Genomic DNA, 21,952 nt, shown 5'->3' with positions numbered 1-21,952 from the left:
CATCCGGCAAACCATCTTAAAAATGGTGACACTTTCGCTTGTTTCCGTCATGTCAAGCGAGTCACTGGCTCATCTATAATAAATCTTGCAACAGCGTGAGGAAAACTTGAAACGGGGGATGAACATGTCAATTAAAAAACATCTGGCGCAAGTCGTAGCTGCATCACTTCTAATGACGACTGCGCTTGCGGGCTGCTCCAGCAACGAAGGCGGAGCTGGTAATCCGAACAATCCAGCAAATGGCCAACAAACAGCGGCTCAGGGATCGGAGACAACTACGATTAAAGCGATGACCATCACCTTTGGCGATCCGCCGTCTACGGACAATAATCAAGCGAAGGCTGACATCGAGAAACGCGGCAATGTGAAGCTCGATTTGTCCTTCGTGCCTTCGGAGGCTTATGGTGACAAGCTTGCGGTTGCTGTATCCGCTAACGATTACGATCTGCTGCTGATCGATAGTGGCAAGGACGACAAATACATTAACTTGGTGCGAATGGGTGCCTTTCACGACCTGACAGATTACATTGATAGCACAGAGAACATCAGCCTGATCGAGGACGCGGTATGGGACAATACGAGTGTTCAAGGCAAAATTTATGGCATTCCCAGACCGCGCGGGTTGTACGGCGGTGGGGAAGCCAGCGTGCTAATCCGCAAGGATTGGCTGGATAAATACGACCTTGAGGTCCCTACAACAATCGACGAGCTGACACACGCCCTCCAGGTATTTAAGGACAACGATCCAGCCGGAGGAGGGACGACAATCCCTCTGGCGGTGTATGGCGTAGACGGTGCTGCTGGTCCCGGACCATTTGGCTCCGTGTTCCCCATGCTGTTCGCCTTCGGTGTTCCACATATATGGACGATTGACGATAACGGCCAACCCGTTCGTGATTTTCAGACGCCCGAGTTCAAAAATTACCTTGAATGGCTTAGAGACACATGGAGCAAAGGCTTGATTGACAAGGACGCTCCCGTTCTGAAAGGCCAGCAGCAAGCCCGCAACAAATTCCAGTCCGGCGTAGCCGGCGCATTTGTAAGTAATGTGGGGGATATCTCGGAGACGAGTATTGAAAAAATGAAGCAAGTCGACCCGAATGCCGAAATCGCTGTGATTGACGTGCTGGAGGGAAGAGAAGGGCAGAAGGGCGTCGCACTGATTGGCGGTTACTATGGCATCTGGGCGATTCCAAGCTCCGTGCCGGAGGACAAAGTCCAAAAAATTATCGACTTCCTGGACTTCACGTCTGCAGAAGAAAATATCGCTTTCTCCAAAGCCGGCGTCCTCGGTGTGCATGCCAACGACTTCAAGGACGGTCTTCCGGTACAAACCGAGGAGCAAATGAAGCTTTACGATCTGGAGAAACCGAGCGCATTCGTTCTGCAAAATCGTGTAGATCCTTACATTTATGCCAACTCCAAAGTACCAGAAATTAAGGAAGCGCAAATGTCGTCCCTTGACGTGATCGCCGATTACGGCATCCCGAATCCGTTCCTTAGCTACAGCTCGCAGACAGCTACGAAGAAGCCGGATACTTATAAACGAATGAGTGCCGTCATGACACAATATGTGTTAGGCGAAGCAACGTGGGAAGCCGTACAAAAGGAGATTGATGCTTGGACCGCAGGGGACGGCGCAATCATTGCCCAAGAGCTGCTGGAACAATATCACGAGGACCAAAACGAACGCTAGGTTTAGACAACGACAAATGATAGGGGTCGTGCATGGCCCCTATTTTTTTGTCCACGGATAAGGGGGAACGAGAGCTCATGGTGAGAAGCCATCGCTTCAACCGATTCAATCAACTATGGCCATTTCTTTTGCTGGCTGCCCCAGGCATCTTGTATTTTCTAATCTTCCATTACGTTCCCATGTGGGGACTGGTCCTTGCCTTCAAGGATTATAGCCCGTTTATCGGCATGATCAAGAGTCCATGGGTAGGCTTGGAGCATTTCACAAATTTCTTTAGCACGGACAATTTTTTTGTCCTTCTCAGAAATACCTTAATGATTAGCTTGCTTAGCCTCATCATCTATTTTCCGTTTACGATTCTGCTTTCGATTATGCTGAATGAGCTCCGCTTGAAGATGTTCAGACGCATTTCCCAAACGATCGTCTATTTGCCTCATTTTCTGTCGTGGGTTGTCATTTACGGCATTACGATCTCCTTCTTTGGTCCATCCGGGGTCATCAACTATTATCTGGAGCAATGGTTCGATACGACCGCGCTGTTCCTGGTCAGCAATGACTGGTTTCGGCCGCTCATCATCTTCCAGGCCATCTGGAAGGATGCGGGATGGGGGACGATTATTTTTCTTGCGGCGCTGGCCGGTGTGAATCCCGAGCTCTACGAGGCAGCCAAGGTGGACGGCGCTAACCGCTTCCACAACATTTGGCATATTACGCTGCCGGGCATCAAGAGCACCATCGTCATTTTGCTGCTATTGCGGCTGGGTTCTTCTCTGGATTCCAACTTCATGCAGATCTTCCTCATGACCAACAGTCTGAACCTGGATGTCTCTAACGTGTTCGACCTGTTCGTGTACCAAACCGGGCTGCAGCAGTTCAATTATAGCTTCGCCATTACGGTCGGCATGTTCAAATCCGTCGTCAGTCTTATTCTAGTGGTGGTTGCTAACTATTTGGCACGATGGATGGGCGAAGACGGCATTTTCTAACACAAAGGTGGGACATTTCATGAAACTTCGCATCACTTGGTTCGATAGCGTCCTTGCAGTCATCATCCTTCTCATTTGTTTGATGGTGGTACTGCCTTTCTTATATATTATCGCGGTATCCTTTAGTCTCCCTGGCCAATCCATGTCTGGCGCATTCTTCATCTGGCCCAAGACATGGACGCTCGATGCGTACAAATATTTGCTTAATGCCAATACGTTTATGACGTCAGTCAAAAACTCGGTATATATTACCGTGCTCGGCACTTGTGTCAATCTGGTTGTCTCTCTTTCGCTGGCGTACGCGCTCTCCAAGAAGATCATGCCGGGGCGAAAAATCATGCTTCTATTCATCTTTTTTACGATGATTTTCCATGGTGGCATGATTCCAAACTATCTGGTCGTCAGGGAGCTAGGACTGTTGGATTCATATTGGGCTATCGTGCTGCCCGCGGCCTCAAGCGCCTTTAACATTCTTGTGATCCGGACCTTTTTTCAGCACCTTCCGGAAAGCCTGGACGAAGCAGCGCGCATTGACGGAGCAGGCGAGTTCCGGATTCTATGGTCTGTTGTACTGCCTTTATCCAAGCCGATCATTGCAACCTTCACCTTGTTTTTTATGGTGCAATACTGGAATGAGTTTTTCACGGCTATCATCTACATTAACGATTCGACGAGATGGCCCATTCAACCCCTGCTCCGGCAGATGGTTGCCATCAGCTCCTCCAACATATCCGCAGATGCCGCGCTCGACGCGCAGATGGCTGCCAATCTCGGACCAAACGTGCAAAATGCCGCCATTCTTCTAGCCATGCTGCCTGTCGTCATCGTCTATCCATTCTTGCAAAAATATTTTGCCCAGGGCGCTATGCTGGGTTCTATCAAAGAATAGCTGTTCAGGAGGTAAAAAAGATGGGGTATAAGGATCTGCGACATGACCCGCAATATACGAAGCCACTTCCCTCGGACGAGTCATTCCTGCGGGGCGAGCTGGATCTCGATCGTCCGCAGATGGAAGGCGTACGCGAGAAGTTAAACGCTGGCGATATCATCGGCGCCCGGGATGTCTACCTGGCGCTGATCGCATCCGGGACGACGAAACGTTACTATTTTGAGCCATCCGATGTTCCCGAATTAGCTGCTTACTCCCGTAATCAATACGCGGATGATCCAGAGGCTTTGCTTGCCCTCGAAGAAGCGGAGCTGCTGATCAAGAGCAATTTTCCGCTATTCAAGGGAAGGCGAATTACATTCCCAGAGGGAACCTACGACTGGAATGGCTGGTTGTTCGACAGCTCTCAGTATCAGCTGCATCTGACCCGCTTCGGCTACCTGAAGCATCTGACCCGCGCCTACGCATTGACGGGCAACGAGGCGTACGCGAGATGCTTCAATGATATGATGAAGCATTTTACTCTCGACAATCCCATGCCCAAGGATGGTACCTTCCGCGTCGAGCATTGCACTTGGGATCCGCTGTCGGTCGGTGTTAGACTATTCGTGCTGCCAGAACCGTTCATCGCCATGTTCCGTTCGCCTTCCTTCGAGCCGGAGGTCAAAATGCTGATGATCAAATCCTTCCATCAACACGGCACGTATACCCGGAGCTATCATGCTTCTCACGGTAACCACGTCTGCATGCAGCTTCGCGGCTTGATTACGTTATCACTGTTGCTGCCTGAGCTGAAGGACTCCCGGGAATGGCTAGCATATGGGATGAAGGAGCTGCCCGGCTACATCCGGCAAAATGTATACGAAGATGGTGTCCAATTTGAAGCCAGCCCGAACTATCACCAAATCGTCATGCGGGATTTATACGAGCTTGTGGCGCTTCTCCAGAAGCTGGACCTCCCGGCGAACGAATATGACCTAACGCTTGAGAAGATGTTTGACGTGCTCATGCATCTGATGACGCCAGACGGACAACTCCCAAGGTTTGGTGACACGGATGTCTTGTCCTCTCAGGACCTTCGCACGGTGATGAGTCTGGGCGCTTATATGTTCAACCGTCCGGACTACAAGTCACGCGGGTTCGAGGAACTGCCATTTTCCCTGCTGTGGCGACTCGGTCCGGAAGCGCCTGAGCGCTATAGCAAGCTCAAGGCCCTATTGCCGCAAGCCACGGCAGCGCACTTCCCAATCGGCGGCTATCTTGTATCCCGTCAAGATTGGAGCAGCGATGCGCTCTACATGGCAGCGCGGGCTGGCGTCGGCGTCGCCGGACACGCGCATGCCGATACGCTGAGCTTCATTGCGCTATCCGGTGACCAGGAGTTGATTGTCGATTCCGGTATAGGTCTGTTTGAATGGAATAAGGAGCGTAAATATGTCATCTCGACACGAGCCCACAATACAATCGTCGTCGACGGCGGTGACCAACATGTCCGAAGCGCCCATTGGAACACGCCACAGACCGCCCCTTGCCACATCTGGGATTTTCGGAGCACGGAGCACTACGATTACTGGTTTGCCAGCCATTACGGCTATACCCGGTACGAGGATCCCGTCATCCATTCCCGCAAGGTGTTGTTCGTCAAAAACAGATATTGGCTAATCGTGGATCTTCTCGAAGCCCAAGAGCAGCATGTCTACGAACAATATTTTCACTTGCCTCCAGGCTCGGCGATCGCGGATTTCGGCCGCGGTCACGTGCGGACGAACAGGGAGGACGGCTCCAATGTCATGCTTGCCTACCCTGAGCTGGTCACGGACCAGCTTGCGCTGGAGTCGGGCTTATACTTTCTCCAAGGGGAATACCATACGAAGCCGGTTATCAAACGCACGCTGCAAGCTACGGGACGGGTGGTCTTGGAAACCGTTGTGCTTCCTTATGGCCTCAAGGCACCGTCTATTGAGCTATCACGGCTTGGCGTCGTCTCGGAGGGCGAAGAATTGGATCCACTCGATGCGACGGGTCTTCGCATCACTGGAGATGGTTGGTCGGATGAGATTTGCCTCGACCATCGCGGAATACGGGTAGCCGATTATTTGGACCATACAGGCAATCCCGTGACGGAAGGGCTGCTGCCCAAGCACACGGTTCGCGAGATGGAATATGGTGGCCGCCTGGGGTTCGACGATGTTCTCATTCATTCACTAACCTAGAGATTGCGAATAAACAACCTCTTGTCATCGAACAAACGCCCCGGACTCGCGAACTGATCGCATATCCGGGGCGTTTATACATTCATCTAATGGAGGGATGTCTCCCGCTTGAAGACCCGAATGCCGTTAACAGGAAGTGGAACAACCGCACCTGCTGCTTCTCCCGTCTCGAGGTCAACATAAGTCTGACCATCCAGGGGGACTTCAGCCGACTTGTCGCTGAAATTCATCAGGAAAATATACTCGGAGCTGCCGTTCGTTCGCTGTTGTGCTGTGACACCCGCCGGCAGTTCCGTATCAATCACACGGGCAACTCCGGCTTGTGCGGATACCGCGCGATAGAATGCAAGGAGGAAGTCATCTCCCAAGCGGGTGGCCATGTAATAAGCCTTGCCTAGTCCCAGACAATTGCGAGTCAGGGCGGGCCGCTTGGCGTAGAAATCATCGGTGTAGCAGCCTAGCGCTTCTGCCCCTTCCAGATGAATCAGTTCGCATAGCTCACGGGACTCATAACGGCCGGACAGCCCTAGCGGGTTGCCTTCCAACAAGGTCAAGCCGTTGCGCTCGTGGTCTTGCAAGGCGTCGATTTCCTCCGCCCAGATGCCTAACGTCTTGCGGAGGGGTCCTGGGAAGCCTCCCAGGTGACATCGGTCATGCTCGTCCACGATGCCCGACCAGTACGTCACGACTAGTAGTCCGCCGCGCTCCACCAACGCTTCCAGCTTGCGTCCCGTTTCTTCTCTGCACAGGTACAGCATAGGTGCAATTATGAGCTTGTATGGGGAGAAGTCATCCTCGCTGCCAATCACATCTACCGGAATACCCTGTTGCCATAACGCACGGTAGTGGTCATGCACTGTCTCCTCGTAATGCAGTCCGGCATTACGCGGGCCTTTCGCATCCTTGACAGCCCAGCGGTTCTCCCAGTCGAACAAGATTGCGGTCTCAGAGGGAGTCAGGGACCCCGCAATTTCCGAGAGGTCAGCCAACGTGCCGCCCAGCTCGGCTACGTCGCGGAATACGCGGGTATGTTCGTGACCGGCATGGTCGACGACCGCGCCATGCAACTTCTCGCTGGAGCCTCTGCTTTTTCTCCACTGGAAATATTGGATGGAATCCGAGCCGTGCGCAATTGCCTGCAGAGAGGACAATCGGTGCATGCCTGGCTTCTTCAGCTTGCTCACCGCCTGCCAGTTGGTCATGCTGGGCGTGCTCTCCATTAATAGAAACGGTTTACGCAGCATGGAGCGAAACATGTCATGCATGAAAGCAAACGTGGCGGCGACCTTGACATTGTCCTGTTCCTTATGCCAGTCCGGGTAGGCATCCCAAGAAATCACGTCCAATATTGGTGCGAAGCGCCTGTAATCCAGACTTTCGAGCGTATACATATTGGTCGTTACCGGTAGGTCGGGATTAGCCCACTTGACGGCATCAATCTCATGCTTGCAAAAGGCGACCGTCTGCTCCGTCACGAAGCGGCGCCAGTCCAGATTCAACCCATGCACCATTCGTTCGCCGTGGGGAGCAGGGGATTCGATCTGCTGCCAATCCGTATAGGTGTGCGACCAGAACGAGGTCCACCATGCCAGATTCAACGCGTCGAGCGTACGGTACTCGCGTTTCAGCCAGTTCCGGAACGCATCCTGGCAGAGCTCGCAATGACACTCACCGCCGTATTCGTTCGAAATATGCCAGCCGACGACTGCGGGATGAGCCCCGTAACGCTCCGCCAGCTTGCGATTCATGATGGCGACCTTCTCGCGGTAAGCAGGGGAGGTAAAGCAATGATTATGTCGTCCGCCATACAAATTCCGAACCCGGTTAGGAGCTACCCGCAGCACCTCCGGATAGCTGTCCGACAACCACGCTGGTCTGGCGCCGCTCGGCGTTGCTAACCACGCATAGATCCCGTTGTTGCAAAAGCGCTCCAGCACGTGGTCCAGCCACTCGAACCGGAATTCGCCCTCGGCGGGCTCAAGGGCCGCCCACGAAAAAATGCCTATGGCCATCACGTTGCAGCCGGCAAGCTTCATTAACCGGATGTCTTCCTCCAGCACGGCTGGATCATGCAACCATTGGTCGGGATTATAGTCGGCTCCATGCATGAGCACAGGAAGCTTCGGACTTATCGGTGCATTTACGATTGTCATTACGTTCCACCTCATCAACTTGGATTTAACTCATGCCTCGATCATAGTTCATAATCAACCTTGAATCATCGAAGAGAAATATCATTATATCGTCCGATCTTACTATGCAAAGGAGCGCGTCGCTTATGATGCCATTTTTGTTAGCCAACAACGCCAATCTGGAGCAGCAACTCCCCCTGTATGTCCGGTGCGCGGGCAGTCACGAGCAGAGGGAGATTGACCGGCTGAGCCATGGCTATTCCATACACCAGCTATTTTTCACCCGGAGAGGCCACGGCACCTTCCGTCTCTTCAGCGGACAAGAGTACAAGGTGTCGGCTGGTATGGCGTTGTTGATGCCTGCACATAGGGGACATCATTATCGACCAGACTCATCAGAGGACACCTGGGATCTTGGTTTTGTCGCCTTTGGCGGAAGCGCTGCTGACGACTTGGTCTCGAAATTGGGGGTTCGTCCAAGCGAATCGGAAGCGATTGTCTTCCACACGTCCAATTTCGAAGAGCTATGGCTGAAGTTAGAAGGGATCTGGCATTTGATTCAGGAGGGTGGCGAGCATGCCTATGAGGCATCAAGGCGATTGTATGATCTGCTGCTCAGCTTGATGGAGGGAGAACATCCACCGTCAAGATCCTCTGCAAAAATCCCAGCTACCGCCCTGTCTCATTCCGGATTGCAGGCGGCGGTGCAATGGATTCACGATCATTCGTCCGAGCGGTTGCTCTTGTCCAACGTAGCCAAGGCGGCCGGGTATTCGGTCCAGCATTTCCACCGTCTGTTCGTTGCTAGCTATGGCATGACCCCTCAGCAATACTTGCTGCAGCTGCGCATGCGTCGATCCTTGCAGCTCTTTAAGGACGATCCCGCCATAACGGTAGACCGTGTCGCGGAGATACTCGGCATGGACACCAGCTACTTCATTCGCATGTTCAAACGCACGTACGGCACGACACCGAAAAAGTATGCTCAAACCGGCGAACGCCCAAAGTTTTTGTAAAAACTTTCATTTCATGCTTTACAATAACGTATACGTTATCGTTTATAATCTTAGGAGAAAGGGGGCATACCATCGATGATCCGTGTAGGAGATTTAGCGAAACAAGCGAACATCAGCAAACGAACGCTTTATTATTACGAGCAAATTGGATTGTTACAGCCCTCACTTGTTCCCGAGAACGGGTATCGCTACTATGATGAACATGCGATCCTGCGGCTGCAAAAAATACGTTTACTCAAATCGATTGGCTATACCTTAGAGCAAATCAAAGACCTATTGCAGAATCAGAAGCATACGGAGGAAAGTGACAATTGGATCGCCTCCTTACATGAACAAGTAGCACTGATTGAGCAACAGAAGGAAGAGCTAAGCCGCAAACAATACTTGCTCCGGTCTACCATTCACAGCATCCAACTCAAGGGCACGAGTGATGTTAAGGATTTATTACAAGTGATTGTTGCAATGGAAGATCGTCCTCTTGTAGAAGGAGTAATCCCAGCTGAATTTAAGGATGATCTACCGTTAACTCCACGGGAGAAGGCCATTCTTGCTGATTTGCCAGTGCTCGGGAGTACCGACAAGCGAATGGAAGAGCTAGTTGCGATTTTTCAGCACATACGAAGACTGATGCCTGTCGCGCCCGACTCTCCTGAAGCGCAAGCTCTTGCTGGCGAACTCTATGACAAGGCATTGGATCTATTCCAGGGCGACGAACTGTTGCTAGATAAATATTGGCATCTCATCAGCTCGCCAGAGAGGGCGGAGCCTGTCGTGATCGGTCTGGATCAAGCATTCCTGTCCTATCTTGATGAAATGATTGGCTTCTATCTGGCACAAAGAGAGGACCAAAGCCGTGAATAAGCACAAACAAACATGGAGAATAGGCAAGCCTGCTTGGCCTACCGTTTTATTAACGGGGTTAATGATTTTCTGTTCCGCTTGCGGAGTAGCAAGAGACACAACCGAGGGAATCGAAAGTGAAGGAGCACACCAAGAGCTTGGCAACAAATCGGAGGCCATTATCGTAGAGGTGCTTGTCGAGAGCGATGCAGCTGTAGCAACTGACTTAGAGGTAGAAGTCCATGCTCGGAAGCACCCCGAAAGTGTCGCTTATGATTCCATTACCCTGCCTTATCGAGAGGAATTTGCTGTCCCCAAAGATACGTTCATCCCGCTCACTTCGACGCGGGTAACAGCAGCACTAGATGAGGATGGCAGTTGGATCAGCTGCACGATTTCATATGACGGAGAAGTTGTAGCCACGCATAGATCAAGAGGGGACGGGGCAAAGGCTGTCTGTGAGAAGGCCTTCCGCTTGGGGCCAGGATGAGTATGACAACCTTATTATCTTCCCTAACGGTGTTGGCCTTAATCGATTCGACTAGCCTTGGTACACTGCTCATCCCTCTCTGGTTTCTTATGACCTCTCAACGGGTCCGGGTCGACCGGTTTTTTATTTACTTGTTTACGGTTGTCGGGCTTTATTTTGTGGCAGGACTCGTGATCATGTTCGGGGCTGATGTATTGTTAACCAGGTATGCTGCATGGTTAGACTCTACTGCCTTTCTGATTGGACAGCTCGTTCTAGGGATCGGATTCATGGTGATCAGTCAACTCATGGACAGCAAGAAAGCCCGTGCCCGTGCCAAGGAACGTGCAGCGAGAGGGGAGGGCCGGATGCTCCGAATGAGACAGCGCCTGATGGGTGATTCAGTTACGAGTCAAGGCTCTCTCTCCATGGTGATTGGACTTGCATTGACCGCGGTCATCCTTGAAATCGGGACGATGCTCCCGTACCTGGCAGCAATGGGAATAATAGCTTCTGAGGAGATTGCCTGGCCGCTGTCAGGCGTCCTGTTATTGGGGTACTGCCTGGTTATGATCTTACCTGCATTAGTTCTGCTGGCCGGTCGTTTATTAGCCTATCGTGCTTTGGAGAAACCATTGGCTAGAATCGATAACTGGTTTATGAAGCATGCTCAGAGCACCACGGCATGGATTATCGGTATAGTTGGCTTCTTGCTCACTGTAAATGCTATCTACGATTTAGGGTGGGTCGGTTAAGCAACGTGGAGAACGGCGGCTGGGATTGTAACGCTTGTGGATAAGTGTTAGAGACGGTTTAGGAAGCGGGCACATAGCGGAGCAGCATGGCACCCGAACCAAAAGCTTGGCTCCCGCTAAGCTTCAGATTCAATCGATCGCCAATGCCCCCCAATAATTGGGGGCCATGTCCGGCCACGATGGGCTGCACCAGAAAATGATACTCATCCACCAGTCCGAGTTGGGCAAGAGTAGAGCCCAGGCCTGGACCTCCGTTAACAAGTAGGCTTTTTCCCTCTGCTAGAAGCTGTGGCACCTCCTCGTCAACAGGCCCCCGCAATAAGAAAGAGTTCTGCCATGGCAAATGATCCAGCGTCCGGGAGACCACATACTTGGGTTTCTGATCCAGCTTACGTGCGAAGTCAACTAAGAATTGAGGTCCTGTGCCGCTGCTGGCAATGGCCGGCCAGGCCCCTTCCATTAACTGATAGATTTCACGTCCAAAAAGCAGACCGTCCGCCTGGTCCATCATGTCCTCCGAATATTGGTGGAGCTCCTCATCCGCAATCACTTGCCTATGATCACAGCAACCGTCTAGTGTCACATTCATTTGCAGGATTAAACGTCCCATCTTTCATCTCCCGTTCTATTATCGTTTTTGATACAACCAGCTTCACAGACAAGAATAATATCAGTATGGCATACTTTTGATGACCTTCATTCTTTTATATTGCTATGGTTCTATGCAGTAGGCAGTTTGAACAAGAGCTCAGAGGAAAGTATAAAAAATCGTTGATTGCACCGTCTAGACGTGGTCATTTCTACCATTTACAATGGACCGGTAGGTTAAAGGTAGGTTAAAGACCACCAGGGGGTGCAATAACTATGAATAACATTGGGGCTTATAAAAGACGATCGTTGGCCGGTGAGTGGCGTTTCGCGTTAGATGAGGAACGGGTAGGCGTACAAGAAAAATGGTATGCCGGGGAACTGCCAGATCAGATTCAACTGCCAGGAACCACCGCCGAACAGAAGAAAGGCCGCTATAATGATACGATTCACATCGCTCATCTTTCCGAGGAGTATCCCTATGCCGGGGTTGCGTGGTATCAGAGAACGATCGACATTCCTGCGGAATGGAAGGGCATGCGCATCCGGCTTTTCCTAGAACGTTCACGTCTATCCCAACTTTGGTTGAATGATTCCTCCTGCGGCATGCAGGCCAGTCTCAGCACTCCGCACGTGTATGAGTTAGGTTATCTAGAACCAGGTAGTTATCGTCTAACGATTCTGGTACAAAATACGGACATGCCCATTGCCGGAGGGCATATGACTTCACCTGATACGCAATCCAACTGGAACGGCATCGTCGGCCGCCTAGAGCTGCAGGCGGTGGCTCCGCTTCGGCTAGAGAACATCCAGTTGTTTCCTGAGCCCGCGCGGCAGTCGCTCCGCTTACAGGCAGAGCTTGTCAATGAATACCCGGAGCTGGCCATAGCTCACGTGTCGTTATCTGTCAGTGGTAACGATCCAGAGGAAGGGCTTCCGGATTCCATCATACATACCGTTAACGCTGCCGTAGGCAGGTCGTCTATAGAGCTAGAATGCACATGGGCATCAGGGACGCAACTGTGGGACGAATGGTCACCACATTTGTACACCTTGACTGCTGCTGTATCGGAGGGCGATTCATCATCTTCTTCCACACACTCTGACCAGCATGAGATAGTCTTCGGGATGCGCTCATTCCAGATGGAAGGGAGTCAATTCGTCTGTAATGATCGCAAAGTTTTTCTTCGAGGCAAGCATGACGGTCTGGCCTTCCCAATTACCGGTTATGCGTCAATGGATGAGGAAGAGTGGGTAAGGGTGCTGACGATTGCCAAATCGTATGGCATCAATCACTATCGCTACCACACCTGCTGCCCGCCAGAGGCTGGATTTGCCGCAGCAGACAGGGTAGGCGTTTATTTCGAGCCTGAGCTTCCTTACTGGGGGGCGTTTCACGCTCCTGGTGAAGAAGGGTACAAACCAGAGCTTGCTGCTTATTTGCGGGAGGAAGCGATACGAATCCTGCAAACCTATGGGAACCACCCATCCTTCGTGCTCTTCACGCTGGGCAACGAGTGGGGAGGCAGCCGCCAGGCCATGACTGAGCTCTTGGAGGAGCTCCGGCGCGAGGACGGCGGGCGGCGGCTGATGGCAGAAGGCGCCAATAACTTCTTTTGGAATCCCACGTTGTCTGAAGCGTCCGACTTTTGGGTGACGATGCGGACGTCAAAAGGGGGCGGCGCGGTACGCGGTTCCTATTCCCATGCCGACCTGCCGCTGGGCCATGTTCAGAGTCAAACCCCTTCCACACAGCAGGATTTTGGAGAGGCGATTGCAGGCATTCCTGTGCCGGTCATCGGACACGAGACGGGTCAGTATCAGTCCTATCCCGACTACAGAGAAATGGAACGCTATACGGGTGTGCTCAAGCCGCGTAATCTGGATACGTTCCGGCAGCGTTTGGAGCAGAAAGGCATGCTGGACCAAGCGGAAGCCTTCACCTCCGCATCCGGTCAACTGGCGGTGCTGTGCTACAGAGAAGATATTGAAGCGGCGCTTCGTACAAGAGGGTTCGGCGGTTTTCAGCTACTGGATCTGCAAGATTTCCCTGGTCAAGGGACGGCACTGGTCGGCGTGCTTAATGCCCTGATGGAGTCCAAAGGCTTCATCGAACCGGAGCAATGGCGTGAATTCTGCTCAGACCGTGTGCTGCTCGCACGATTCCCAAGCTATATTTACGAGAACCATGAAACTTTTGAGGCGGAGCTCGAATACGCCAACTATGGTAATGGGGATGAGGAAGGGGCAGCTGACTGGGCACTCTGGCATGGAGAGCTTTGTATCGCTTCAGGCACGACACAGCAGCAAGTCGCTGCGCAAGGAACGGTAACCGGTCTTGGTAGCATTAGCGCCTCTCTAACAGGAGTGGAACAAGCCGCCAAGCTCCGTCTGTCTATCCATTGGCAAGCCGGGGGTCCCGTCCAAACCTCTTATCCGATCTGGGTCTACCCATCCCGCTTGCAGACCTTGGCTCCTAATCATGTCCATGTTGCCAGTGAGCTCGACAACGAAGCGGAGGAGATTCTGCGACAAGGTGGACGCGTTGTATTCATGCCAACTTTCGAAGGGAATGAGGCTGGACTGCCGGGATATTTTGCTTCGGATTTCTGGTCGTATCCGATGTTCCGTGCCATCTGTGAATCAGCAGGCAAGACGCCTGCACCAGGCACGCTTGGTTTGTTGTGCGACGACAAGCATGGTGCGCTTAAGAGCTTCCCAACCGAATATCACAGCAACTGGCAGTGGTGGTCGATCGTGATGCGATCCAGAGCACTCATCCTCGATCATCTGCCAACAGAGCTTCGTCCCATCGTCCAGGTCATCGACAATTTCGAACGTAATCATAAGTTAGCTCTTCTGTTCGAAGCCAAGGTGGGAGAGGGTAGATTGATCGTGTGCTCCAGCGATTTGCGTAGTCTGGAGGACAGACCCGAAGCGCGCCAGTTGTGGAACAGCATAATGGCTTACGCTGCTTCTGAGGACTTCAAGCCGTCAACACGTGTTGAGCTTGCCCATCTCCGTGAAGCGCTGCAGTCTGGACGGGAAAAGGGTGAACGGTTCGATGCGGTCGAGAACACCTCTTATCTCTAATCCTTACTAAAATACTATATTTGACCGTCATTTTCACATACTCGTTTCACGAAAACTGTTCTACAATAAGGACATTCTATTAGCGAATAGAGTTATAATTCTGCAAGGAGTGAATCATGTGATTTATCAAGCCAATGAAAAACGCTATGATGAAATGACGTATAGACGATCAGGAAAAAGCGGGGTCAAGCTTCCGGCTATCTCTCTAGGACTGTGGCAAAATTTTGGCGGGAACAAGCCATTTGAGAATTCTCGTGCCATGATTTTGCGTTCATTCGACCTGGGTATTACGCATTTCGATATTGCCAATAATTATGGTCCGCCAGCAGGGTCCGCGGAGGAAACCTTTGGACGTGTGTTCGCGAAGGACTTGGTCCCTTATCGTGACGAGATTCTTGTTTCTTCCAAAGCCGGCTACTACATGTGGCCAGGGCCATATGGTGAATGGGGTTCGCGCAAGAATCTTCTGGCAAGTCTCGATCAGAGTTTGAAACGGACGGGACTGGACTACTTCGATATTTTCTATCATCATCGCCCAGACCCCGATACCCCGCTCGAAGAGACGATGGGGGCGCTCAATCAAGCGGTCCGTTCAGGCAAGGCTTTGTACGTGGGACTGTCTAACTACGGTGTCAAAGAAACGGCGGAGGCGGCACGAATCCTCAAGCGTCTAGGTACGCCTTGTCTGATTCATCAACCGATGTATTCCATGTTAAATCGCCAGATTGAAGAGGGGATCTTGGATGTACTTGACGAAGAAGGCATCGGTTCCATTGCGTATTGCCCGCTTGGACGGGGGCAGTTGACGGGCAAGTATATCGACAAGATTGAAGGCGAACTCCAAGCGCCTACGGGCAAAATGAAACCCGAAGCGATTACGGCAGCGCGCGTAGCGAAGTTCCGACAGCTAGAAGAGATTGCCCAGCGCCGCGGCCAGTCCCTTGCACAGATGGCCCTGACCTGGGCACTGCGTGAAGGCGGCGTGACATCAGCACTGATTGGTGCCAGCCGGGTGGAGCAGATTGAGGAGAATGTTAAGGCGCTGGAGCATCCCGTGCTATCTATGGACGAGTTGGCGGAGATTGACCGCGTCATGGAGAACATCGGGGACATCCCTTGGTAAGCTGAACTAGGATACGTGGCGCACTAGAGGAAGAAGGGTGTAATCATGACACGAATACCTGATCATTTCCTTGAGAAAATGGTAACCATCTATGGCTCGGATGTCGAAGCGTGGGTTCAGTCTTTGCCCAAGCTAATTTCCATGTGTGAGAAACAATTTGGCATTGAAGTGGAGGCTCCATTCGACAATTTATCCTATAATTACATTGCGCATGGGAAGGATCGAGAGAACAGACCGATCGTGCTTAAGTTATCGTTTGAGAAAGCCGCTCTGGCGCAAGAAATGCGAACCCTGACCGCTTTCGCCGGGAGAGGTGCCGTTGAAGTGATAGAGTGGAATGACCAGCTCGGAGCCGCGGTGCTTGAACGTGCGCTTCCTGGCACACCACTATCCGCTACTTTGGATGACAGAGAGGCGACTGAGGTTTTCTGTGAGGTGTTCCGGCGTCTGCATCGTCAGCCTGTTGCCGAGGTAGCAGACTTCCAGACGATGCGCGAATGGTTCCGAGCACTTGCCCGTTATCGTACCCACTTCGGCTCGGCAGGTCCGCTCCCTGAGCATTGGATTGTCCGAGCGGAAGAGACATTGGAAGATCTGCTCATAACGACTAACGAAGTCGTGCTACTGCACGGTGACTTACACCATGAGAATATGTTGCAGTGTGGGGATCACGATTGGGCGGTCATTGATCCGAAGGGCATTGTGGGCGATATCTACTTCGAGGTCCTGCAGTACTTGCTCAACTATGTGGATCGGGGCGGTGACTGCGATACAGTTCTAAGCCGCCGTGTGGCAATAATATCCGAGCGACTCAGCCTGGATCCCAAGCGCATTGCGCAGTGGGGCATAGCACGCGGCGTCCTCGATGCCTGCTGGGCCGTAGAGGATGGTGCGGACTGGAAGGGTGGCATCGAGATCACGGAGCGATTTGCGAAGCTGCTAGATGATTTGTAACACCACCTCTAGAGAATGGTCACTATTGAGACCTGAGTCTCGTCTTGCAAATAAACATGATTTTTCATATATATTTGACTGTTTAGGAAGTATAAGGCCCCAATAAGCTTGAAATATCAAGCTTATTGGGGTGTTTTAGTTCATTTGGCTGAAATAAGGTTGAAATTTCATATACACTCACACATAACATGATTCCTCGAAGATTCACACATTCATGAACTGATCATACTCTCATACTATTGATTATCTGAATGTGAGTTTGCTTTATTTTCTCAGACAGGGGTATAGGATAGTGTAATCACTTTGAACTTCGGGGAGCGTTTACTATGGATCATGAGATTACATTTGTTCTCACATTGCTCTTGTTTGTTGTTGTATTTAGCTTTTTATATTTCCAGATCCACGGTTCGGCGAGTAGGGTAAAAATGTGGTTTTTCATATTTTTAGTTATCTCTATAGGACCACTTATCTATATTCAAATTGATGACTTTATTAAAAGATACCCAGATGCCAACATTGGGCTTGGGCTAGCTTACTTCTACAGCTGGTTTATGATCGTCATAGCAGCAGTTGTGGCTGTCGTAAGCTATGTTCGCAAAAAATCAAATGCGCACTAGATTATCACACCAACAATACAGGAAATCATTAGAATCGAATAAGTCTCGAAATGAAAAGAGCGCACACCTTATGACCGTAGTCGAAGGTGTGCGCTTGGTTTAGTTGTATTGCTTATTAATGATAACCAAGATTAAGGATGGTTCGGAATGCGTACGTGGCATCGTCGATTTTCCAGCTTCCATCCACGAAGCGGAATAATAGGACCCGGTCATGTACATAATTTTCTTCGGCATTCAGGCTATTCCCAACAATTAAGGATTGGGTTACCGTAGCTGTCGTCGAACTGGTGTATTGAACAGAAGACACGGGGGGCTCAAATTGCATTTCTAATGCAATGCCGCCCTCACGAATTAACTTATCCAGCAATTGCTTTGTAAAAAATGAATTGTAGGCGGCACGAATGTTCTGCACGGAAGATAGAGTCGCGACTTCATTCAATTTATCGGATAGCTGCTTCAGACGCGCATCGGTCAACTGCCTGGCTGCCGGGATTTGAACCGTTGGTTGCTCCGGACGTACTACGATCTGCTGATTTCCAGTTACAATGGTCGCTTGTTTGGATTGGTTATTCCAATCTACCTGCGCACCCAAGGCCTGACTGACAAAACGCAGCGGCACGTAGCTTCGCCCATCCACAATTTGAGCCGGTGCATCAAGGTCAATGCGTTCAATGCGGTATTCTATACCTGGCTCTTCCGTAGTAGGGAAGTACGCTAGGGCTCGCTTAAAATTAACAGGGAGAAAAAGCCTGGAATCCTGCCTATGAATTGTCACGGTCTTGGATGCTGCATGCCAATCCACCGGCGCACCCAAATGCTCCGTTACCGCACGTAATGGAATCATCAAACGATTGTCCATCAATTTACCATTGTTTAATGTCGTTTGATCGGCGGCTGAGCTCAATGCAGGTGTGAGGGAAGTCGTGAGCAGGGAGGCCAATGCGGCCGATAACACTAACTTTTTTAACATCATTACATCCTCCTGATAGATTCATTTAAATTTTCCCATATAATAATTAAACGAAAGTTTTTCCATTTTGTTGCGGGGGAAAGAAATATTTTTCATCATTCAGCCTAGTTGACATTTCCTGATTTATCTGATTTAATTGAGAACAACAAAAGCAAGGATCAAAGACAAGAGTCATTCATGCGAGTTGCCCAGAGAGAGAGGACATTGCTGAAATCCTCTTCAACAAGCCTAACGACTTACCACTTTGTAGCTGCGTTATGGAAATCAAGGGATTCCTTGAGAGTATGTATCGCCGGGAATTCCCGTTATCGAATCTGAATGAGGATTCGCCTCGAGCGAGTTGAATTTAGGGTGGAACCACGAGCTTACACGCACTCGTCCCTTTACATGGGATGATGTGCGTTTTTTTGTTTTCTTAACAGAATAAAACAATGGCTTTGACCAAGGACATGAGTCTTTCATGTGAGTCGCCCAGAGAGAGAGGACATCGGCTGAGATCCTCTTCGACAAGCTTAAGGATTTACCACCTTGCAGCTGCGTTATGGAAATCAAAGGTTTCTTTGAGAGTATATATCGCCGGGAGTTCCCGTTATCGAATCTGAATGAGGATTCGCTTCAAGCGAATCGAATTTAGGGTGGAACCACGAGCTCAACACGCACTCGTCCCTTACCAGGGGATGAGTGTTTTTTATTGCCAAAAAAACAAAAAAGGATGATGAACATGTGCATTAAGATTATCTTCCCGGACGGTGCCGAACGCGAATATAAGGCCGGGATAACTGTTGAAGGGATAGCGGAATCGGTCGGCGCAGGACTGAGAAAAAGTGCAGTAGCCGGGAAAGTGAACGGGAAGTTGGTCGATCTTGCAGCACCTATTCAAGAGGATTGTTCTGTTGAGATTCTAACCCTTGAAAACGAGGGAGGAGTTGAAGTTCTACGCCACAGTACGGCTCATGTGATGGCTCAGGCTTTGCGTAGAATATTCGGTGAGCACAACGTTAAGCTCGGAGTCGGGCCAGTCATAGAAGATGGTTTTTATTACGATATCGATCTCAATGTTCCCATATCAATTGATGATTTGGGAGCAATCGAGAAGGAAATGGAGAACATCATCCAAGAGAATAGTCCCATCGTCCGTAGAGAGGTGAATCGTGAAGAAGCGATCCAGATATTTCAGGAACTGAGCGATCCATACAAGCTGGAGCTGATTCATGATTTGCCAGCAGATTCAGTCCTCTCCATCTATAGCCAAGGCGAGTTCATGGATCTGTGCCGCGGACCTCATCTGCCGTCAACTGGCCGCATTAAGGCATTCAAGCTTCTAAACGTAGCTGGCGCTTACTGGCGTGGTGACGCGAAGAACAAAATGCTTCAACGCATTTATGGTACTGCATTTCCGAAGAAAGCGCAGTTGGAAGAGCACTTGCGCTTGCTGGAAGAAGCGAAGAAGCGTGATCACCGTAAGCTAGGCAAAGAACTCGACTTGTTCATGTTCTCCGAGGAAGCGCCAGGGATGCCGTTCTATTTACCCAAAGGGATGACAATCCGCACTCAGCTTGAAAACTTTTCTCGTGACCTTCAAGAGCGCCGCGAGTATGAAGAGGTTCGGACACCTATGATGATGAACCAGCGTCTGTGGGAACAATCTGGACACTGGGATCATTACCGTGAAAACATGTATTTTACAGAAGTGGACGACGTAAAGTCTGCACTAAAACCAATGAACTGCCCAGGGCACATGTTAATTTACAAGAATAGTCTACACTCATACCGTGAGCTTCCGATCCGTCTAGCCGAGCTCGGTCAGGTGCATAGACATGAATTTTCAGGTGCGCTGAATGGGATGATGCGAGTGAGGACTTTTTGCCAAGATGATGCACATATCTTTGTTCGTCCGGATCAGATCGAAGATGAAATTGGTCGGGTGATCGCATTAATCGATGACATGTACCGAGTGTTTGGTTTTGAATACCGGATTGAACTCTCGACTAAGCCCGAGGATGCGATGGGTTCAAACGAACTATGGGAGCAGGCAGAAGGGGCGCTACAAAATGTTCTCGACCATCGGGGAGTAGAATATCAGATTAGCGCGGGAGATGGTGCGTTCTACGGTCCGAAAATCGATTTTCATATCTTTGATGCGTTAAAGAGAAGCTGGCAATGTGCAACTATTCAACTCGATTTTCAGATGCCTGAGAAGTTTGACCTATCGTACGTTGGTGAGGATGGACAGAAGCATCGTCCGGTTGTCATCCACCGCGCCGTGTATGGCTCTATCGATCGCTTCCTCGGGATTCTAACAGAACATTACAGTGGGGCATTCCCGCTGTGGTTGGCTCCTGTTCAAGTAAAAATATTGCCAGTATCACATGCGTTTGCGGACTATGCCTTGCAAGTCAAGTCGATGCTTGTGGCTGCAGGAATTCGAGTGGAAGTGGATCTGCGAAATGAGAAGCTCGGCTATAAAATGCGGGCTGCACAACAAGAAAAGATTCCCTATATGCTTGTGCTCGGTGAAAATGAGCGAAGTTCGGGAACAGCGTCCATCCGCCGACGTGGAGAAGGCGACCTTGGGGTGATGGAGGTTGCAGCTATAAAGGAGCGGTTGCTGGAAGAGAATCAAAGCAAACGTTGACAGCATCATTTCCAACGGCAAAAAAATAGAGGATATCTTGCGATCACTAGCTTGATTTGGTGTTGCTTGCGACCGGAAGGGCTGCATCCTCCAATTTGTATAAAGCAACCGTCGACTTTGTCCATTGTAAGTGTCAATCGGTAGAAGCTAAAATGATGTTGATAATGATTTTCAAAGCACGGGCATTACATGAGCCGGCTGGAGGAGGACATTACTTGGCTGAACAGCTTGAATTATACGGTGCAGGAATTGGAGCCTTTTAGGGGGAAACGAGTCCTTATCTCAGGTGGGGGAAACTCTGCTGTCGATTGGGTGAACGAACTGGTTCCCATCGCTGCTCATGTCACCGTCGTGCATAGGCGGGACAACTTCGGCGGACATGAGAAAAACATTGTTCGCATGAAGGAGTCTGCCGCTGATGTTCTTACGCCTTATGAACTCACACAACTATACAGCGGCAATGGAAAGACAATTGAACGGGTGACGATCACCCATACCGAATCAGGTGAGTCACGCGAGCTAGAGATAGACGAGGTGATCGTCAACCATGGACTGAAGTCCGATTTTACAGGCATCAAGGATTGGGGACTGGATATGGACGACTGGAACATCTTTGTCAGCCCAAGACTTGAGACGAACTTGCCGGGCATCTTCGGAGCTGGCGACTTTGCCAACTTCGAAAGCAAGCTCAACCTGATTGCAGGGGCATTCACGGACGCGGCCTTAGCGCTTAACAGCACCAAACGGTATCTGGATCCCGAGGCGCCGAGAATGGCTTATGTATCCTCACATAACGAGAGGTTTAAAGAGCGAAACAAAATGCTTGGCGTATCTGTTGAGTAACAAGATTAGAGGGACAAGAACATACATCTTTTAGTACATCTCGCCAGATCGAGCGGATTAAGCAAAGCTACCTTCTATCGGTTAGATAAGGTAGCCATCGAAAGACAAATATTCACTTGATTTACCAATCAGA

At 50.6% G+C, this 21,952-nt stretch carries 16 protein-coding genes and 1 pseudogene; 14 read left to right on the top strand and 3 right to left on the bottom strand.

Going from position 1 to position 21,952, the window contains the following annotated elements; translation table 11 throughout:
• Positions 1-124: 124 nt before the first annotated feature.
• The 4 genes from F556_RS36785 to F556_RS0130265 all read left to right on the top strand — a co-directional run bounded on the left by F556_RS36785 (position 125) and on the right by F556_RS0130265 (position 5,784).
• Complete coding sequence (locus F556_RS36785; RefSeq protein WP_020620765.1) at positions 125-1,696, top strand: extracellular solute-binding protein; 1,572 nt, start codon at positions 125-127, stop codon at positions 1,694-1,696.
• Positions 1,697-1,773: 77 nt separating this feature from the next.
• Positions 1,774-2,682 carry an ABC transporter permease gene (locus F556_RS0130275; RefSeq protein WP_020620764.1) on the top strand — a complete coding sequence of 303 codons (909 nt, stop codon included), beginning with the start codon at positions 1,774-1,776 and terminating at the stop codon, positions 2,680-2,682.
• A gap of 19 nt (positions 2,683-2,701) precedes the next feature.
• A complete protein-coding gene (locus tag F556_RS0130270; RefSeq protein WP_020620763.1) occupies positions 2,702-3,571 on the top strand; it encodes a carbohydrate ABC transporter permease in 870 nt (289 codons plus the stop codon).
• A 20-nt stretch (positions 3,572-3,591) separates the two neighbouring features.
• Positions 3,592-5,784 (top strand): alginate lyase family protein, encoded by a 2,193-nt coding sequence (locus F556_RS0130265; RefSeq protein WP_020620762.1) that lies wholly within the window; start codon positions 3,592-3,594, stop codon positions 5,782-5,784.
• A gap of 86 nt (positions 5,785-5,870) precedes the next feature.
• Here F556_RS0130265 and F556_RS0130260 read toward each other — a convergent pair whose 3' ends face one another.
• Positions 5,871-7,937, bottom strand: a complete 2,067-nt coding sequence (locus F556_RS0130260; RefSeq protein WP_020620761.1) for a beta-galactosidase — start codon at positions 7,935-7,937, stop codon at positions 5,871-5,873.
• Between the two features lie 125 nt (positions 7,938-8,062).
• Here F556_RS0130260 and F556_RS0130255 point away from each other — a divergent pair, with 125 nt between their 5' ends.
• The 4 genes from F556_RS0130255 to F556_RS0130240 all read left to right on the top strand — a co-directional run bounded on the left by F556_RS0130255 (position 8,063) and on the right by F556_RS0130240 (position 10,996).
• On the top strand, positions 8,063-8,932 hold the full coding sequence (locus F556_RS0130255; RefSeq protein ID WP_020620760.1) for a helix-turn-helix transcriptional regulator: 870 nt from the start codon (positions 8,063-8,065) through the stop codon (positions 8,930-8,932).
• Positions 8,933-9,007: 75 nt separating this feature from the next.
• Positions 9,008-9,793, top strand: a complete 786-nt coding sequence (locus tag F556_RS0130250; protein ID WP_020620759.1) for a MerR family transcriptional regulator — start codon at positions 9,008-9,010, stop codon at positions 9,791-9,793.
• Entirely contained in the window at positions 9,786-10,262 is a 477-nt protein-coding gene (locus F556_RS0130245) for a hypothetical protein (protein WP_020620758.1), read from the top strand. Before F556_RS0130250 ends, F556_RS0130245 begins: the two co-directional genes overlap by 8 nt.
• A 2-nt stretch (positions 10,263-10,264) precedes the next feature.
• On the top strand, positions 10,265-10,996 hold the full coding sequence (locus F556_RS0130240; protein ID WP_051108810.1) for a GAP family protein: 732 nt from the start codon (positions 10,265-10,267) through the stop codon (positions 10,994-10,996).
• Between the two features lie 58 nt (positions 10,997-11,054).
• On the opposite strand, the gene F556_RS0130235 is transcribed toward F556_RS0130240, so the two are convergent.
• Positions 11,055-11,606 (bottom strand): dihydrofolate reductase family protein, encoded by a 552-nt coding sequence (locus tag F556_RS0130235; protein WP_020620756.1) that lies wholly within the window; start codon positions 11,604-11,606, stop codon positions 11,055-11,057.
• Between the two features lie 254 nt (positions 11,607-11,860).
• On the opposite strand from F556_RS0130235, the gene F556_RS35695 reads away from it, so the two are divergent.
• The 4 genes from F556_RS35695 to F556_RS0130215 all read left to right on the top strand — a co-directional run bounded on the left by F556_RS35695 (position 11,861) and on the right by F556_RS0130215 (position 17,371).
• Positions 11,861-14,677, top strand: a complete 2,817-nt coding sequence (locus F556_RS35695) for a sugar-binding domain-containing protein (protein ID WP_020620755.1) — start codon at positions 11,861-11,863, stop codon at positions 14,675-14,677.
• 118 nt (positions 14,678-14,795) lie between these two features.
• The gene (locus tag F556_RS0130225; protein ID WP_020620754.1) at positions 14,796-15,800 is read left to right on the top strand and encodes an aldo/keto reductase; all 1,005 of its coding nucleotides are present in this window, start codon (positions 14,796-14,798) and stop codon (positions 15,798-15,800) included.
• A 45-nt stretch (positions 15,801-15,845) separates the two neighbouring features.
• A complete protein-coding gene (locus F556_RS36780) occupies positions 15,846-16,754 on the top strand; it encodes an aminoglycoside phosphotransferase family protein (protein WP_020620753.1) in 909 nt (302 codons plus the stop codon).
• 326 nt (positions 16,755-17,080) lie between these two features.
• Complete coding sequence (locus tag F556_RS0130215; protein ID WP_020620752.1) at positions 17,081-17,371, top strand: hypothetical protein; 291 nt, start codon at positions 17,081-17,083, stop codon at positions 17,369-17,371.
• Positions 17,372-17,486: 115 nt separating this feature from the next.
• Here the strand turns inward: F556_RS0130215 and F556_RS0130210 are convergent, their stop codons facing one another.
• Entirely contained in the window at positions 17,487-18,341 is an 855-nt protein-coding gene (locus tag F556_RS0130210; RefSeq protein ID WP_020620751.1) for a copper amine oxidase N-terminal domain-containing protein, read from the bottom strand.
• Between the two features lie 721 nt (positions 18,342-19,062).
• Between F556_RS0130210 and thrS the strand changes: the two genes are divergently transcribed.
• Entirely contained in the window at positions 19,063-20,976 is a 1,914-nt protein-coding gene (gene thrS, locus F556_RS0130205; RefSeq protein ID WP_020620750.1) for a threonine--tRNA ligase, read from the top strand.
• A 219-nt stretch (positions 20,977-21,195) separates the two neighbouring features.
• Positions 21,196-21,819 (top strand): annotated as a pseudogene (locus F556_RS0130200) (NAD(P)/FAD-dependent oxidoreductase); the annotation flags it as partial.
• Positions 21,820-21,952: the final 133 nt, after the last annotated feature.

It is taken from the genome of Paenibacillus daejeonensis DSM 15491 (assembly GCF_000378385.1).
Lineage (GTDB): Bacteria > Bacillota > Bacilli > Paenibacillales > Paenibacillaceae > Paenibacillus_D > Paenibacillus_D daejeonensis.
This window is presented reverse-complemented; position numbering and strand designations above follow the sequence as displayed.

What these genes read in the sequence shown, in the direction of transcription:
- F556_RS36785 (WP_020620765.1), top strand. Translation starts at nt 125, where the DNA reads ATGTCAATTAAAAAACATCTGGCGCAAGTCGTAGCTGCATCACTTCTA.
- F556_RS0130275 (WP_020620764.1), top strand. Translation starts at nt 1,774, where the DNA reads ATGGTGAGAAGCCATCGCTTCAACCGATTCAATCAACTATGGCCATTT.
- F556_RS0130270 (WP_020620763.1), top strand. Translation starts at nt 2,702, where the DNA reads ATGAAACTTCGCATCACTTGGTTCGATAGCGTCCTTGCAGTCATCATC.
- F556_RS0130265 (WP_020620762.1), top strand. Translation starts at nt 3,592, where the DNA reads ATGGGGTATAAGGATCTGCGACATGACCCGCAATATACGAAGCCACTT.
- F556_RS0130260 (WP_020620761.1), bottom strand. Translation starts at nt 7,937, where the DNA reads ATGACAATCGTAAATGCACCGATAAGTCCGAAGCTTCCTGTGCTCATG.
- F556_RS0130255 (WP_020620760.1), top strand. Translation starts at nt 8,063, where the DNA reads ATGATGCCATTTTTGTTAGCCAACAACGCCAATCTGGAGCAGCAACTC.
- F556_RS0130250 (WP_020620759.1), top strand. Translation starts at nt 9,008, where the DNA reads ATGATCCGTGTAGGAGATTTAGCGAAACAAGCGAACATCAGCAAACGA.
- F556_RS0130240 (WP_051108810.1), top strand. Translation starts at nt 10,265, where the DNA reads ATGACAACCTTATTATCTTCCCTAACGGTGTTGGCCTTAATCGATTCG.
- F556_RS0130235 (WP_020620756.1), bottom strand. Translation starts at nt 11,606, where the DNA reads ATGGGACGTTTAATCCTGCAAATGAATGTGACACTAGACGGTTGCTGT.
- F556_RS35695 (WP_020620755.1), top strand. Translation starts at nt 11,861, where the DNA reads ATGAATAACATTGGGGCTTATAAAAGACGATCGTTGGCCGGTGAGTGG.
- F556_RS36780 (WP_020620753.1), top strand. Translation starts at nt 15,846, where the DNA reads ATGACACGAATACCTGATCATTTCCTTGAGAAAATGGTAACCATCTAT.
- F556_RS0130215 (WP_020620752.1), top strand. Translation starts at nt 17,081, where the DNA reads ATGGATCATGAGATTACATTTGTTCTCACATTGCTCTTGTTTGTTGTT.
- F556_RS0130210 (WP_020620751.1), bottom strand. Translation starts at nt 18,341, where the DNA reads ATGTTAAAAAAGTTAGTGTTATCGGCCGCATTGGCCTCCCTGCTCACG.
- thrS (WP_020620750.1), top strand. Translation starts at nt 19,063, where the DNA reads ATGTGCATTAAGATTATCTTCCCGGACGGTGCCGAACGCGAATATAAG.